The 14,948-nt window shown below is 56.8% G+C and carries 14 protein-coding genes; 11 read left to right on the top strand and 3 right to left on the bottom strand.

Going from position 1 to position 14,948, the window contains the following annotated elements; all coding sequences use genetic code 11:
• The first annotated feature begins 113 nt into the window (after positions 1–113).
• Together glyA and AAH446_RS15190 are read left to right on the top strand one after the other, a co-directional pair.
• Positions 114–1,367 carry a serine hydroxymethyltransferase gene (glyA, locus tag AAH446_RS15195; protein ID WP_342907521.1) on the top strand — a complete coding sequence of 418 codons (1,254 nt, stop codon included), beginning with the start codon at positions 114–116 and terminating at the stop codon, positions 1,365–1,367.
• 127 nt (positions 1,368–1,494) lie between these two features.
• Positions 1,495–2,649 (top strand): 3-phenylpropionate MFS transporter, encoded by a 1,155-nt coding sequence (locus AAH446_RS15190; protein WP_342907520.1) that lies wholly within the window; start codon positions 1,495–1,497, stop codon positions 2,647–2,649.
• A gap of 37 nt (positions 2,650–2,686) precedes the next feature.
• Here AAH446_RS15190 and csiE read toward each other — a convergent pair whose 3' ends face one another.
• Entirely contained in the window at positions 2,687–3,955 is a 1,269-nt protein-coding gene (gene csiE, locus AAH446_RS15185) for a stationary phase inducible protein CsiE (protein ID WP_342907519.1), read from the bottom strand.
• A gap of 137 nt (positions 3,956–4,092) precedes the next feature.
• Here csiE and AAH446_RS15180 point away from each other — a divergent pair, with 137 nt between their 5' ends.
• Positions 4,093–4,740 (top strand): DUF1007 family protein, encoded by a 648-nt coding sequence (locus AAH446_RS15180; protein ID WP_463322823.1) that lies wholly within the window; start codon positions 4,093–4,095, stop codon positions 4,738–4,740.
• On the top strand, positions 4,731–5,735 hold the full coding sequence (locus AAH446_RS15175; protein ID WP_342907518.1) for a nickel/cobalt transporter: 1,005 nt from the start codon (positions 4,731–4,733) through the stop codon (positions 5,733–5,735). The genes AAH446_RS15180 and AAH446_RS15175 overlap by 10 nt, the downstream gene beginning before the upstream one ends.
• A 41-nt stretch (positions 5,736–5,776) precedes the next feature.
• On the opposite strand, the gene suhB is transcribed toward AAH446_RS15175, so the two are convergent.
• Positions 5,777–6,580: an inositol-1-monophosphatase gene (gene suhB, locus AAH446_RS15170; RefSeq protein ID WP_342907517.1), complete on the bottom strand. Its 804-nt coding sequence runs from the start codon at positions 6,578–6,580 to the stop codon at positions 5,777–5,779.
• Positions 6,581–6,698: 118 nt separating this feature from the next.
• On the opposite strand from suhB, the gene trmJ reads away from it, so the two are divergent.
• The 5 genes from trmJ (at position 6,699) to sseB (ending at position 11,755) form a co-directional block, all read left to right on the top strand.
• Positions 6,699–7,427 (top strand): tRNA (cytosine(32)/uridine(32)-2'-O)-methyltransferase TrmJ, encoded by a 729-nt coding sequence (gene trmJ, locus AAH446_RS15165; protein ID WP_342907516.1) that lies wholly within the window; start codon positions 6,699–6,701, stop codon positions 7,425–7,427.
• Positions 7,428–7,600: 173 nt separating this feature from the next.
• A complete protein-coding gene (gene iscR, locus AAH446_RS15160) occupies positions 7,601–8,098 on the top strand; it encodes a Fe-S cluster assembly transcriptional regulator IscR (protein ID WP_342907515.1) in 498 nt (165 codons plus the stop codon).
• 121 nt (positions 8,099–8,219) lie between these two features.
• A complete protein-coding gene (locus tag AAH446_RS15155; RefSeq protein ID WP_342907514.1) occupies positions 8,220–9,422 on the top strand; it encodes an IscS subfamily cysteine desulfurase in 1,203 nt (400 codons plus the stop codon).
• A gap of 166 nt (positions 9,423–9,588) precedes the next feature.
• Complete coding sequence (gene pepB / locus AAH446_RS15150) at positions 9,589–10,872, top strand: aminopeptidase PepB (RefSeq protein ID WP_342907513.1); 1,284 nt, start codon at positions 9,589–9,591, stop codon at positions 10,870–10,872.
• A 100-nt stretch (positions 10,873–10,972) separates the two neighbouring features.
• Positions 10,973–11,755: an enhanced serine sensitivity protein SseB gene (sseB, locus tag AAH446_RS15145; RefSeq protein ID WP_342907512.1), complete on the top strand. Its 783-nt coding sequence runs from the start codon at positions 10,973–10,975 to the stop codon at positions 11,753–11,755.
• A gap of 30 nt (positions 11,756–11,785) precedes the next feature.
• On the opposite strand, the gene sseA is transcribed toward sseB, so the two are convergent.
• Positions 11,786–12,631 carry a 3-mercaptopyruvate sulfurtransferase gene (sseA, locus tag AAH446_RS15140; protein WP_342907620.1) on the bottom strand — a complete coding sequence of 282 codons (846 nt, stop codon included), beginning with the start codon at positions 12,629–12,631 and terminating at the stop codon, positions 11,786–11,788.
• A 379-nt stretch (positions 12,632–13,010) separates the two neighbouring features.
• On the opposite strand from sseA, the gene ndk reads away from it, so the two are divergent.
• Positions 13,011–13,442, top strand: coding sequence for a nucleoside-diphosphate kinase (gene ndk, locus AAH446_RS15135; RefSeq protein WP_013203396.1), 432 nt, complete (start codon positions 13,011–13,013; stop codon positions 13,440–13,442).
• Between the two features lie 286 nt (positions 13,443–13,728).
• On the top strand, positions 13,729–14,901 hold the full coding sequence (gene rlmN, locus AAH446_RS15130; RefSeq protein WP_342907511.1) for a dual-specificity RNA methyltransferase RlmN: 1,173 nt from the start codon (positions 13,729–13,731) through the stop codon (positions 14,899–14,901).
• Positions 14,902–14,948: the final 47 nt, after the last annotated feature.

Genomic DNA, 14,948 nt, shown 5'->3' with positions numbered 1-14,948 from the left:
TAAAAAGCGCGCGTTGTGGCTACCCCTCGGCAGGTAAAACAGTTTACACTGTGGGTCTTCGCCCAAGCGGGCCGTTCAATGCCGATAAAAGTTAGCTGAGTCAGGAGATGCGGATGTTAAAGCGTGATATGAATATTGCTGATTACGATGCCGAGTTATGGCAGGCAATGGAGCAGGAAAAAGTACGTCAGGAAGAGCATATTGAACTGATTGCTTCTGAAAACTACACCAGTCCGCGTGTCATGCAGGCACAGGGATCTCAGCTGACCAACAAGTATGCGGAAGGCTATCCGGGGAAGCGTTACTACGGCGGCTGTGAATATGTCGATATCGTTGAGCAGCTGGCGATTGACCGCGCCAAAGCGCTGTTCGGCGCGGATTATGCCAACGTTCAGCCCCATTCCGGCTCTCAGGCTAACTTCGCCGTCTATACCGCGCTGCTCCAGCCGGGCGACACCATCCTCGGCATGAACCTGGCGCACGGCGGACACCTGACTCACGGTTCACCGGTAAACCTGTCCGGTAAGCTCTATAACGTGGTGCCTTACGGCATCGACGATAGCGGTAAAATCGACTACGACGACCTGGCCGCACAGGCACAGAAGCATAAGCCGAAAATGATTATCGGCGGCTTCTCTGCCTACTCCGGTATCTGCGACTGGGCAAAAATGCGTGAAATTGCAGACAGCATTGGTGCCTGGCTGTTCGTTGATATGGCCCACGTGGCGGGTCTGATCGCCGCAGGCGTCTACCCGAACCCGGTTCCCCATGCGCATATCGTCACCACTACCACCCATAAAACGCTGGCAGGCCCGCGCGGCGGTCTGATCCTGGCGCAGGGTGGCGACGAAGATCTGTACAAGAAGCTGAACTCTGCGGTCTTCCCTGGCGGCCAGGGTGGCCCGCTGATGCACGTCATTGCCGGCAAAGCGGTTGCGCTGAAAGAAGCGATGGAGCCTGAGTTCAAGGTGTACCAGCAGCAGGTCGCGAAAAATGCGAAGGCGATGGTAGAGGTTGTTCTGGAGCGCGGCTACAAAGTGGTTTCGGGCGGCACCCACAACCACCTGTTCCTGATGGATCTGGTCGACAAAAATCTGACCGGCAAAGAAGCTGACGCCGCGCTGGGTCGTGCCAACATCACCGTGAATAAAAACAGCGTCCCTGACGATCCGAAAAGCCCGTTTGTCACTTCCGGCATCCGCATTGGTTCACCTGCCGTCACCCGCCGTGGCTTTAAAGAAGCTGAAGTGCGTGAGCTGGCTGGCTGGATCTGCGATATCCTGGACAACATCGGTGACGAAAGCGTTCAGGAACGCGTTAAGAAGCAGGTGCTGGAAATCTGCGCACGCTTCCCTGTTTACGCCTAAGGCGCTGTAGCCGCTGTCCGTCACTATGGAAAGCGGCAAGGGAAGAGATTAACGGGACAAATGTGTCCCGTTAATTGATCTTAGCTCCGACCTCTGAGAAAGTACGGCTCACTTTGTCGGAGGGATCATGCTTATTCGTTCTGCATACTGGCTCGGTCTGGGCTACTTTACCTACTTTTTCGCCTACGGCGTCTGGCTGCCTTTTATGGCCGTCTGGCTGAAGGGCGTGGGCCTTGAGCCTGAAAAGATAGGCCTGCTGCTGGGCTGCGGAATGATTGCCCGCTTTGCCGGTAGCCTGCTTATCGCCTCCCGCGTTACCCGTCCTTCCCAACTCGTTACCGCCCTCCGCCTGCTGGCGATGCTGTCGCTGTTTTTTGTGCTGGGCTTCTGGATCTCCGCCCTCTGGATATGGCTGCTGCTGGTGATGATTGGCTTTAATCTGTTTTTCTCTCCGCTGGTGCCGCTCAGTGATGCGCTGGCTGCAACCTGGCAGAACCAGATTGGCATGCCTTATGGCCCCGTCAGGCTGTGGGGATCGCTGGCCTTTGTGATCAGCTCGGCGCTGACGGGCGTTCTGGTTAGCGCTTACTCCTCTCAGGCCATTCTCTGGATGCTGTGCCTGGGCGTGTCGGCAATGCTGGCGGGGATGCTGTTGCGTCCGGCGGTGATGCCCGAAGGCAGTGCCAGACAGAGCGACAGGGCGGGCTGGCCGGAGTGGAAACAGCTGCTGCAGGAGAACGCCGTCTGGCGCTTTTTACTCTGCGTGACGCTGATGCAGGGCGCGCATGCGGCTTATTACGGCTTCAGCGCCATCTACTGGCAGGAAGCGGGCTATTCCGCCAGCGTGGTGGGCTACCTCTGGTCGCTCGGCGTGGTGGCCGAAATTATTGTCTTTGCTTCCAGTAACCGGTTATTCAGGCGCTGGGGCGCGCGGGATCTTTTACTGCTTTCGGGCGTCTGCGCTATCCTGCGCTGGGGCGTGCTCGGTTCAACGACCGCCTTACCCTGGCTGATTGTGGCGCAGATCCTTCACTGCGGAAGCTTCACCGTTTGTCACCTTGCGGCGATGCGTTTTATTGCAGCAAGAAGGGGCGCAGAGGTGATTCGTCTGCAGTCCGTTTATTCCGCGCTGGCGATGGGCGGCGGCATCGCGCTCATGACCATAGTGTGCGGCGTACTGTTCCAGCATCTGCAGGGCACTGTTTTCTGGGTTATGGCGCTGCTGGTGGTACCGGCGCTCTTTCTGCGCCCGCGGCCTGCGGCTTCTGAAGCACGGACGTGACGGGCACAGACAACTAAGCGTGACTTCCAGCCTTCTGTCAGGACTCCAGTAGCTTGCGTATACGCTGCTGCTGGTGCGTCTGCAACGGAAGTTCGGCGTGGATCAGCGGAGGAGAGTAGAGCGGCAGAGGCGTGGCGTAAGGGGTGATAACCAGCGCAATGCCTTCAGGCGCGCTGTGAACCTGATACTCGCTGACGTGAAGGTATTTGATGTTAAGCGGCAGCAGCGTTAGCTCCCGCAGCTGTTGTTCAACCTGTTGTTCCAGTTCAGGATCGCTGCTGGTCAGCAGCAGCACCTGCTTTTCCTGTAACGCGCTTTCCTGCATCAGCCAGGCGCCAAATATAATGGCGATTAAGCCCATCTCCGCCGGTGAAAAGGTGAGGTGATACCGCTGTTCAAAATCAGCGACGGCCGCCTGGGTGGTGCGCAGGAGTCTGGGATAGAGGCGGGCAACCTCATCGGTCAGCGTGTTATCAATGCCGATACCAAACAGCGCACGCTCCAGCGCCTGGGCCAGGTGAGTATAGAGCTGGCCGCAGACCGCCTCCTGATTACTGAAGTGCATACCGGAAAGGTGTTGAAAACGTTCCGTCAGTTCGCTGACTGCCTCCAGCAGAGCCTGTTCATGCTGATGCGTGACGGCGGCGGCGGTGGGCGTACAGACCTGGCTGAACAGCAGAGAAAGTAAATAGACTTCGCTGGGCGCCGGCGGCGTTTTACTGCGCTTCTGCCAGTGACGTACCACTTCTTCTGCAACCTGATGCTCCGCTCTGGCGATCAGCCACTGGCACTGCGGCTCAGTAAAGTCCGTACATACCTGGCGGCATAAAGAATATTGCATGAAAAGCTGCAAGAACTGGCAATCTCTGCCGCTATAAGGGCGGTTTAACTGATGACTGCAATGCTGAACCAGCGCGGCAAGATTGCGCTCATCGAAAAGCGCCTTCTCTATTCGTAGCGCCTTCAGCTGTTGCTTAACGGCGCCGGCAAACTGATTAAGCACGAAGTCGGGCGAAAGGCGCAGCGCCCGGCGCAGCCAGTGCAGCAGGCAGAGACGCTGATCCAGTTCCGCACCGTCGATCCGGTAGCTATCTTCTTCTCCCTCAATCAGGAGGAGCCGGTGATAGCGCTGGATTTCTGAGCCCACCTCCGCTATATCTTGCCGGGTAATCGCCTGACTCACCCTGTTAAGCTGACAAAGCGAATCGAGCGTAATGACGGCTTCCGGGAGGTAAAGCAGCAAAAGCAGGTGACAGTGACGCTGTGAACTGGTGAAAACAGCAGGTTCAGGTGAGAGTGAACTCATCGACTGTAATCCCGGTAAAAAGTGACAAAGATAAGAATAGCCCGGCTGATTTGCGAACGGCATAAACAGGCCAGGTTTTTTTATAGCTTTCAGGGTCTGTCACAGAATTTTTGCGCTAACGAAGAAAGGAATTGTAATTGTTACGTTATAACGTGTCTGTTAAGGTGGGCGTGCTGTTACTGAGCACCCTGTTCACCGCTTTTGCCTGGTCTCATCCCCATAGCTTCATCGACATGCAGGCCACGCTCGTGCATAAAGGCGATCGGCTTACCGGTCTGAAAATGCACTGGGTCATGGATGAAATTACCTCAGCCGATCTGCTTTACGATGCCGGTGACGCGAAGCCAGGCTCAGAGACCTGGAAAAAACTGGCGGCGGAGGTGATGGCGAACGTGTTAGGACAGCATTACTTTAGTGAATTCTGGCACCAGGAGAAGCGGGTGAAGTTCGGCAATCTTCCGCCGTTTTACCAGCTTTCCCGCGAGGGCCACCGCGCCGTGCTGGAGTTTGTTTTACCCCTGGCTGAACCTCAGCCGTTAAAAGGGCAGCGCTACGTTTTTTCAACCTTCGACCCGACCTATTTTGTGGATATGTATTACGACTCTGAAAAATCCCTGCACATTCCCGCCGATCTGGCTGACCGGTGTGCCTTTACCTTAACCACGCCGAAGCCGGATGCGTCAATGCAGGCCTATGCGCTGTCGCTGGATAAAGCCGATACGCCATCGGAAGATCTGGCGCTCGGCCAGCAGTTTGCCCAGACGGTAACCCTGGTATGTCAGTAAACGCGCTTTCCGCCGGCAAGGGCCGGCACTGGCGACAGGCGTGGCCGCTGATGCTGCTGACGGTGATTTTTGCACTGGCCGCACTGCTTGCCTGGCACTACTGGCCGCAAATTCTGCTGCAAAGCGTGCTGTGGCAGAAATCTCTTCATCAGCAGATGACGGCGTTACTTCAGCAGGTTGCCGTTCATCCCCATCAGGCCGGCCTTACGCTGATGGGGTTCAGTCTGATCTATGGGGTGCTGCATGCGCTGGGGCCAGGGCACGGTAAAGTCGTGATCGCCACATTCCTGGCTACCCATCCGACCAAAGTCAGAACCAGCCTGCGGTTAACGCTGGCGGCCTCGCTGGTGCAGGGGAGCGTGGCGATTGGGCTGGTGACGGTGATGCTGGTGATACTGAAACTCTCCTCACGCCAGCTTCATCTCAGCAGCTACTGGCTGGAGAAGGGCAGCTATTTGCTGGTAACAGGACTGGGCATCTGGCTCTGCTGGCGGGCAGCAGGCCGGATCGCGCGTGCGCTTTCAGCACCGTCCGCACCGGTATTCCGCAGGATAGTACCCGCCGATCATCAGCATCATGCAGAGTGCGGCTGCGGACATCAGCACGTGCCTGATGCGGCGATGCTCGATAAAGCAGTGAGCCTGAAGACGCAGGTGATAGTGGTCCTGTCCATGGGATTGCGCCCCTGTTCCGGCGCCATCATGATGCTGCTGTTTTCGAAGGTGATCGGCGTATATGGATGGGGTGTTGTTTCGGCGCTGGCGATGGCTGTCGGCACCGCGATCACCGTCTCCGCGATGGCGCTGCTGGTGCAGGTTTCACGCGCGCTGGCGCTGAAGCTGAGCCGTCATGCCCCTGCGGCGGGCTGGCAAAAAGTGGGATTGTCTTGTCTGTCTCTGGCGGGGGGCGTGTTGCTGGCGGCGGCGGGTGTAATGCTGTGGCTGGGCGCTCAACCGGCTATGTCCGGCGGCCTTCGTCCACTGTTTATGCGATAAACAGCGGTCAGGCATGCAGGGCGCATACCTGACCCGGCAACTTAGCGCTTCAGCGCTTCGCTCAGCTCTTCACGCATTGTGGAAAGCATCGCTTTCACTACGCGCGGGTTGCCGGCCACGATATTACCGGAAGTGAGGTAGCCATGAGCACCGACAAAGTCAGTGACCAGACCGCCCGCTTCACGTACCAGCAGTTCGCCAGCCGCAAAATCCCACGGTTTCAGACCGATCTCAAAATAGCCATCCACGCGGCCCGCAGCGGTATATGCCAGATCCAGTGCGGCAGAACCGGTACGACGGAAGTCGGCGCACAGCGTAAACAGTTTGCCCACGATGTTAATATAAGGCGTGGCGTGCTGCTTCAGTTTGAAAGGGAAACCGGTCGCCAGAATGGTGCCGTCGAGATCGCGGGCGGTGCCGCCGCGCAGACGGTAGCCGTTCAGCTGGGCGCCCTGGCCGCGGACTGCGGTAAACAGCTCATTACGCATAGGATCGTAAACCACCGCCACTTCGGTACGGCCTTTAATGCGTACAGCGATAGAAACGGAGAAATGAGGAAGGCGTTTGATAAAGTTGGTGGTGCCATCCAGCGGATCGATAACCCATTGTACATCCTGGTCTTCGCCTGGCAGTTCACCACTTTCTTCTGTAATGATGGTGTGCTGCGGATAAGACTTGCGAATCACCTCAATAATCAGGCGCTCAGCGTCGCGATCAACATTGGTAACGAAGTCGTTGCTGCCTTTCTGGCTGGCCTCGACGGCGTCCGGGGTTTCATAGTTCTTGGCAATTAAATTTCCGGCCTTGCGCGCAGCGCGCACGGCGATGTTGAGCATCGGATGCATCGGTATCTCTCACTGGATGTTAAAGAACGGGAAAACGGCGCGGATTATAGCAGGGAGATCGTCAAATGTCCTGAAAATATGTTAACATCGCCAAATAATCTCTCAGACCAGAATTCCTATGCTGCAAAACATCCGTATCGTGCTGGTGGAAACTTCTCACACCGGCAACATGGGATCCGTCGCCCGCGCGATGAAGACCATGGGCTTAACAAACCTCTACCTGGTTAATCCCCTCGTCAAACCCGACTCGCAGGCAATCGCCCTGGCGGCAGGGGCCAGTGACGTCATTGGCGAAGCGCGCATTGTGGATACCCTTGATGAAGCGCTGACGGGCTGTAGCCTGGTGGTGGGCACCAGCGCGCGCTCCCGTTCTCTGCCGTGGCCGATGCTCGATCCGCGCGAATGCGGTGTCAAAAGCGTCGAAGAGGGTCAGCAGGCTCCGGTAGCGCTGGTCTTTGGTCGTGAACGCGTGGGCCTGACTAACGAAGAGCTGCAAAAGTGTCATTATCATGTGGCTATTGCGGCAAACCCGGATTACAGCTCGCTTAACCTGGCGATGGCCGTCCAGATTATCGCCTATGAAGTGCGCATGGCTTTTCTGCAATCACAGGAAACGGCGCAGCCGGAGTATGCCGAATCACCTTATCCGCTGGTGGACGACCTTGAACGCTTCTATCAGCATATGGAACAGATGATGGTCAGCAGCGGCTTTATCCGCGAAGGCAACCCCGGCCAGGTGATGAGCAAGATGCGTCGCCTTTATACCCGGGCGCGTCCGGAGCGCGATGAGCTGAACATTTTGCGCGGCATGCTCTCCTCGCTGGAAAAGCCGAAAGGCGACAGGTAAGCGCGGGAGCGGCAGAACGGCCTAACGGCGCCCGGAATAGTTGAGTGTTTTACCAGGTTAAATACTTGAGTGTTTTACTAGGTTAAATAGTTGACCAAAACACTCAGGAATGTCAGACTTGCGACCCTCTTACTGATAAACCCTGACAGGGTACTACCGAGGTCGATTACGCCATGAGACTGACATCTAAAGGCCGTTATGCCGTTACCGCTATGCTTGACGTTGCGCTGCATTCTCACGAAGGCCCGGTGCCTTTAGCGGATATTTCTGAGCGTCAGGGCATCTCTCTCTCCTACCTGGAGCAGCTGTTTTCACGCCTGCGCAAAAACGGCCTGGTGGCCAGCGTTCGCGGTCCGGGCGGCGGCTACCTGTTAGGCAAAGAGTCCAGCGCCATTGCCGTTGGCGCGGTGATTACCGCCGTTGATGAGTCCGTTGACGCGACCAAATGCCAGGGGAAAGAAGGGTGCCAGGGCGGCGAGCGCTGCCTGACCCACGTTCTGTGGCGCGATCTCAGCGAGCGCATCAGCGACTTCCTGAATAACATCACGCTGGCCGAACTGGTCAACAACCAGGATATTCTGGAGGTGGCCGACCGCCAGAATCATACCGAGAAAAGTCGCGCGCCAGCTGGCCGCGTGCATGAGACTATTAACGTCAATCTTCGTGCCTGATAGCGTCCGGGTGCGTGCCGTCGTCTTACTGCCTGCGCATAGCGTGGCGGCGGGCGGCGGATAACACGCCGGCGTTCTGAAGGCGTTGAGTGACGTATCAGAACGAAGTACGGAGCAAGCGATGAAATTACCGATCTACCTGGATTACTCTGCCACAACGCCTGCGGATCCGCGCGTTGCAGAAAAGATGATGCAGTATCTGACTAAGGACGGCATTTTCGGTAATCCGGCCTCCCGTTCCCACCGCTTTGGCTGGCAGGCTGAAGAAGCTGTCGATATTGCACGTAATCAGGTAGCTGAGCTGATCGGTGCCGACCCCCGCGAAATCGTTTTTACCTCTGGCGCAACGGAATCCGATAACCTGGCCATCAAAGGCGCTGCGCAGCTTGCGCAGGATAAGGGCCGGCACATCATTACCAGCCAGACCGAGCATAAAGCGGTACTGGATACCTGTCTTCAGCTCGAAAAGGAAGGTTTTGAAGTCACCTATCTTGCGCCGCGGCCTGACGGGATTATCGACCTGCAAACGGTGGAAGCTGCCTTGCGTGATGACACTATCCTGGTCTCCATTATGCAGGTGAATAATGAAACCGGTGTGGTACAGGATATCGCCGCTATCGGTGAGCTTTGCCACGCACGCGGCATCCTTTTTCACGTTGACGCCACGCAGAGCGTCGGCAAGCTGCCGATCGACCTGGCCCATCTTAACGTCGATTTAATGTCGTTTTCCGCCCATAAACTCTACGGCCCTAAAGGGATTGGCGCGCTTTATGTGCGGCGTAAGCCCCGCATCCGCATCGCTGCGCAGATCCACGGCGGCGGCCATGAGCGCGGTATGCGTTCGGGGACCCTTCCCGTGCATCAGATCGTGGGGATGGGAGAAGCCTGTCGCATTGCGAAAGAGGAGATGGCGGAAGAGATGGCCCGTCTGGGCGAACTGCGCCGCCGCTTCTGGCAAGGTATCCGCGATATCGAAGAAGTCTATCTGAACGGCGACTTTACGCAGGGCGCGCCCACTATCCTCAACGTCAGTTTTAATCATGTTGACGGCGAGTCGCTGATTATGGCGCTGAAAGACCTCGCGGTGTCGACCGGTTCGGCCTGCACCTCCGCCAGCCTGGAGCCGTCCTATGTGCTACGGGCGCTGGGCCTGTCGGATGAGCTGGCGCACAGCTCCGTCCGCTTCTCGCTGGGCCGTTTTACCACGGAAGAAGAGATCGATTACGCGGTCGCGCTGTTACATAAAGCGCTGGGACGTCTGCGCGAACTTTCGCCTCAGTGGGCGGAGTATAAGGCGAGCCGGGGCGAGCTGCCGGCGCATTAATGCACAGCAGCCAGAGATTGTCGTTTTACCTGCGGGCCGAATAGAAATTCGGCCCGTTTTACGTTTAATTCTGCGATCGGGTTAGACGAACGCGGAGAAAGAGTTATTGTAGTGACCGACCGTTTTTACGACGGACCAAACTGAACAGTTTATAAGGAGCCATGCGGTGACAACCACGCCAATGACGATCACACTGTCAACGACAGTGGCAGACGAACGCTGGGGCGAGAAAGCGATTCTCACCAGTAACGACAGCGGGATGACAATCCATCTGACCAGCGGCGATGCGCTGACAACCATTCAGCGTGCGGCGCGCAAAATTGATGCCCAGGGCATCCGGCACGTCAGCCTGAGCGGCGACTGGGGCCTGGAAAAAAGCTGGGCTTTCTGGCAGGGATACCGCGGTCCAAAAGGGGAGCGCAAGGTCGAATGGGCGGAGCTGAATGAAGCAGATCGCGCAGAGTTCGACAGCCGCCTGAAAATTATCGACTGGGTACGCCACACCATCAATCTGCCCGCCGAGGAGCTCAGCCCGGAACAGCTGGCCCAGCGCGCCGTCGATCTGCTGAGCGGCCTGGCGGGCGACAGCGTCAGCTACCGCATCACCAAGGGTGAGGATCTGCGTCAGCAGGGTTATATGGGGCTGCACACCGTAGGACGTGGTTCAACGCGCAGTCCGGCGCTGCTGGCGCTTGATTACAACCCGACCGGCGATGCAAATGCGCCCGTGTATGCCTGCCTGGTGGGTAAAGGTATTACCTTCGATACCGGCGGCTACAGCCTGAAGCCAAGCGGCGGAATGGACTCCATGAAGTCTGACATGGGCGGCGCGGCAACCTTAAGCGGCGCGCTGGCGCTGGCGATCGCCCGCGGCCTGAAAAAGCGCGTTAAGCTCTATCTCTGCTGTGCGGACAACATGGTCAGCGGTAACGCTTTCCGCCTGGGCGATATTATCCGTTATCGCAACGGCAAAACGGTGGAAGTGATGAATACCGATGCCGAAGGGCGACTGGTGCTGGCCGATGGCCTGATCGATGCCAGCGAGCAGAATCCGGAGCTGCTGATTGATGCGGCGACCCTGACCGGCGCGGCCAAAACGGCGCTGGGTAATGACTATCACGCGCTGTTCAGCTTTGATGATGCGCTGGCGGCGTCGCTGCTTGAGAGCGCGAAAGGGGAGAATGAACCTTTCTGGCGCCTGCCGCTGGCCGAGTTCCACCGCAGCTATCTGCCTTCTAACTTTGCCGATCTGAATAACATTGCAGCGCCTGCCCATACCGCAGGGGCCAGCTCGGCAGCCGCGTTCCTCTCCTATTTTGTCAAAAACTACCAGCATGGCTGGCTGCACATTGACTGTTCAGCTACCTACCGCAAAGGTGGCGTGGAGCAGTGGTCTGCTGGCGCAACGGGGCTGGGCGTACGTACCGTCGCTAACCTGCTGTTAAAATAACGGCGGTAGCAGGACGATTGCGGCGTCCTTTTGCGCCGTGGATAAGCAAGCGATCCGGCAGAGGCGACCTCTGCCGGATCGCGTTTACTGGATTCAAGTGATGAACGAAACTAATCAGCGCCTGGAAGAGGTGCTTAAGCTGGCCGCCACCGAGCCGGCACACCGGCCCGAATTTTTCTCTCTCTTACTGGATGCGAGCGTCTGGGTTCCGGGCGAAAGCGCCGGGGAGCAGGAAAGCATCACCGCCTCAACCCCTGTCGATTTGCAGCACTGGGAAAAAGAAGGGGGGGGCAGCGTCATTCCTTTCTTTACGTCGCTGTCAGCGATGGAGCAGGCCGTCCCGACCGATCGGCCTTTTGTGGTGATGCCTGTCCGCACCCTGTTTGCAATGACGCAGGGCGAAACGCTGTTTCTTAACCCCAGGCTGCCTTCAGGCAAGGAGTTCTCGCCGCTGGAGATTACCAGCCTGCTGGGTAACGGCGGAAATGCGCTGAGCCAGCAGACCGTTCTGGAAGGCGGCTACTCGCTGCTGCTTTCAGAAATTGCCGAGCCGCCCGCGCAGGTTATCGACTCGCTGACCCAGCTATTTACCAAATTTAAGCAGGTTCGCCGGGCCTATATCGCGCATATCAAAGAATCAGCAGAGCAGCGCCCCAATTTGCTGATAGGGATAGAAGCTGACAGCGATATAGACACTATTATCAAGGCCGCCGGCAGCGTGGCGATGGATACCTTACTGGAAGATGAGCCGGTTGATATCTGTGAAGTCGTGGAAAATGAAAAGGGCATCAGCCACTTTTTCACTGCCCACATTCCGCCTTTCTATGAAAGACGATGGGGCAGCTTCCTTCGTGACTTTAAAGCGGTCAACAAACCGGCCTGATGGCAGGCCGGGAGCCACCTCAGCGTATTGTCAGCCCGTGGCGATGGGGAGATCGTTTCTGCTTCCCCATTCTGACCATGAACCGTCATAGAGGCGAACGTCATGCACGCCCAGGCTGTTCAGGGCCAGAATAACCACCACGGCGGTCACGCCCGAGCCGCAGCTGGCGACGATGGGTCTGGTAAGGTCAACGCCCTGACGCTGGAAAATCGCCTTCAGCGCCTCCGCTGATTTAAGCTCGCCATTTTCGACCAGTTCATTCCAGGGCACGTTCAGGCTGCCGGGAATGCGCCCGCGATGCAGTCCGGCACGGGGTTCATCCACCTCGCCCCTGAAGCGATTAGCCGCTCTGGCATCGACCAGCTGCGCGCCGCCTTCGTGACTGATGAGCAGCACGTCGGTCAGCCGCTGAACGACTGAGGGATCAAAACTCGCTTCGAACACGGCTTCAGGAAGAGTCACTTCACCTTGCTCAAGCGGCAGCCCCGCCGCTTTCCAGGCTTGTAAACCGCCCGCCAGAATCGACACGCGATCCACGCCGAACTGTTTGAGCATCCACCAGGCGCGCGGCGCTGAGAACAGGTTGCCTTCATCGTAGACGATCAGGTGTTTCTCACTGCTGACGCCCAGCTCGCGCATGGCAACCGCAAAATTTTCCGGGCGCGGCAGCATATGAGGAAAGGGGCTGGTGAGGTCGGAAAGCGCTTCGATATCAAAAAAAGGGGCCGAGGGCAGATGCCCGGCCAGGTACTCGGCATGAATATCACGCACTTTTTCCAGGCCCGGCGGAAGCATGCGGGCATCAATCACCTGGATGGCGTCATCAGAAAGATGGTCTGCCAGCCAGTCGGCAGTCACAAAAAAGGAGCTGGTCATAGCGGCCTCGCTGAGAGTGTAGAGGCTATCAGTGTCAATCATCTCAGCGGGCTTCACAAGAGGAGCTGGCTGGGTCAGCCGGGAATAATCCCTCCGGCATGCGCGTTCAGAGACCCGTAAAGGGTGTGCAAACCTGACAACTGGCGAGAAGCAAAGGGGACTTTTACCGGGCGTCAGAAGAGCTTAATCTCTTATGGGTTGCCGGAATGGGTAAAGTTTGGGCTAAAGCCGTGAAGAAAACAGGGGGTTAGCGATCGATTTTTTTAATAAATTGTTGATTCTCCGGTAGGCAAGCCTGGCGATGCCCCCTATAATCGGCGCCATTTTCCGGACCGGGGAACCTTTTCACCGGCTACACTCGACATCAACAGAGGTCCATATGACTATTGAACGTACTTTTTCCATTGTAAAACCAAACGCGGTGGCAAAAAACGTGATTGGTGCCATCTTCAACCGTTTTGAAAGCGCTGGCTTCAAAATCGTTGGCAGCAAAATGCTGCACCTGAGCAAAGAGCAGGCTGAAGGTTTCTACGCTGAACACCAGGGCAAGCCTTTCTTTGACGGCCTGGTTGAATTCATGACCTCCGGCCCGGTTGTGGTCTCCGTTCTGGAAGGCGAAAACGCCGTTCAGCGTCACCGCGATCTGATGGGTGCCACTAACCCAGCTAACGCGCTGGCCGGTACTCTGCGCGCCGACTACGCGGACAGCTTCACCGAAAATGCGACCCACGGTTCAGACTCTGCGGAATCTGCGGCGCGTGAAATCGCCTATTTCTTCGGCGAAGGTGAAGTTTGCCCACGTACCCGCTAAGCCGGTTACGTCAGGCGTGAAGCTGCGCGTTTACAAATTATTTCGGTAACGCGCTTTAACCTGTAGCGACACGCTTGTACAATAATGCGCCCCTGATGAGAGCATACTCAGCAGGGGCGTTTCATTTATAGCCTTTCAGTTCCGGTTTGCAGCAAGAGCGGCTTCCGCCCGGGCAGCCTGAGTGCATGTAAAGTGCATCAGGTGTCTTTCTGCAAAAGGAGAGCTGAGAGGTATAATCTGTCTATCCCCAGCGCCATAACGTGTAATAACGAGGCCAGAGAAAATTATGTCTGAACATATTGTGAATCCGTCTTCTGTCGATCCTGTCGTCATCGCCACACCCCCAAAACAGAAAATCAACCTGCTCGATCTCAACCGCCAACAGATGCGGGAGTTTTTCGCCAGCCTGGGTGAAAAGCCGTTCAGAGCCGATCAGGTGATGAAGTGGATCTACCACTACTGCTGTGACGATTTCGATCAGATGACCGACATTAACAAAGTTTTTCGCGGCAAGCTGAAAGCGCTGGCGGAAATCCGTGCCCCCGAAGTGGCGGAGGAGCAGCGCTCGTCTGACGGAACCATCAAATGGGCGATCACCGTGGGCGGCCAGCAGGTCGAGACGGTCTATATTCCTGAGAAAGATCGCGCAACGCTGTGCGTCTCCTCTCAGGTAGGTTGCGCGCTGGAATGTAAGTTCTGTTCCACCGCTCAGCAGGGCTTCAACCGTAACTTGCGCGTTTCGGAAATTATCGGTCAGGTCTGGCGCGCGGCAAAAATCATCGGCGCCTCTAAGGTAACCGGACAGCGTCCGATCACCAACGTAGTGATGATGGGCATGGGCGAACCGCTGCTCAACCTGAACAACGTTGTGCCCGCGATGGAAATTATGCTGGATGACTTTGGCTTTGGGCTTTCCAAACGCCGCGTCACGCTCTCCACCTCAGGCGTCGTACCCGCTCTGGATAAACTGGGCGATATGATTGATGTGGCGCTGGCGATCTCACTGCACGCGCCAAATGACACAATTCGTGACGAAATTGTCCCGATCAATAAAAAGTATAATATCGAGACGTTTCTGGGCGCTGTCAGCCGCTATATCGCGAAGTCCAATGCGAATCAGGGCCGCGTCACTATCGAGTATGTGATGCTCGATCACGTCAATGACAGCACGGACAACGCGCATGAGCTGGCCGCACTGTTAAAAGATACGCCGTGCAAAATTAACCTGATCCCCTGGAACCCCTTCCCGGGCGCGCCTTATGGTCGCAGTTCGAACAGTCGCATCGATCGCTTCTCTAAAGTGTTGATGGAATATGGATTTACCACTATTGTGCGTAAGACCCGTGGCGATGATATTGATGCCGCTTGTGGCCAGCTGGCCGGTGAAGTCATTGACCGTACCAAGCGCACGCTGCGTAAAAAAATGGCGGGCGAAGCCATTTCTGTGAAAGCGCTCTGAAACTCATGCATCAGCGATAAGTGCGGCTGTTAGCCCTGAAATGATTG

This window comes from Erwinia psychrophila (assembly GCF_039023475.1).
Taxonomy (GTDB): Bacteria; Pseudomonadota; Gammaproteobacteria; order Enterobacterales; family Enterobacteriaceae; genus Erwinia.
Note: the sequence above shows the minus strand (reverse complement) of the source record. Positions and strands in the feature narration are given on the sequence as shown.

Bases quoted from the DNA above. Each gene is read 5' to 3' on its own strand.
- glyA (WP_342907521.1), top strand. From the start codon at position 114: ATGTTAAAGCGTGATATGAATATTGCTGATTACGATGCCGAGTTATGG.
- AAH446_RS15190 (WP_342907520.1), top strand. From the start codon at position 1,495: ATGCTTATTCGTTCTGCATACTGGCTCGGTCTGGGCTACTTTACCTAC.
- csiE (WP_342907519.1), bottom strand. From the start codon at position 3,955: ATGAGTTCACTCTCACCTGAACCTGCTGTTTTCACCAGTTCACAGCGT.
- AAH446_RS15175 (WP_342907518.1), top strand. From the start codon at position 4,731: ATGTCAGTAAACGCGCTTTCCGCCGGCAAGGGCCGGCACTGGCGACAG.
- suhB (WP_342907517.1), bottom strand. From the start codon at position 6,580: ATGCATCCGATGCTCAACATCGCCGTGCGCGCTGCGCGCAAGGCCGGA.
- trmJ (WP_342907516.1), top strand. From the start codon at position 6,699: ATGCTGCAAAACATCCGTATCGTGCTGGTGGAAACTTCTCACACCGGC.
- iscR (WP_342907515.1), top strand. From the start codon at position 7,601: ATGAGACTGACATCTAAAGGCCGTTATGCCGTTACCGCTATGCTTGAC.
- AAH446_RS15155 (WP_342907514.1), top strand. From the start codon at position 8,220: ATGAAATTACCGATCTACCTGGATTACTCTGCCACAACGCCTGCGGAT.
- sseB (WP_342907512.1), top strand. From the start codon at position 10,973: ATGAACGAAACTAATCAGCGCCTGGAAGAGGTGCTTAAGCTGGCCGCC.
- sseA (WP_342907620.1), bottom strand. From the start codon at position 12,631: ATGACCAGCTCCTTTTTTGTGACTGCCGACTGGCTGGCAGACCATCTT.
- ndk (WP_013203396.1), top strand. From the start codon at position 13,011: ATGACTATTGAACGTACTTTTTCCATTGTAAAACCAAACGCGGTGGCA.
- rlmN (WP_342907511.1), top strand. From the start codon at position 13,729: ATGTCTGAACATATTGTGAATCCGTCTTCTGTCGATCCTGTCGTCATC.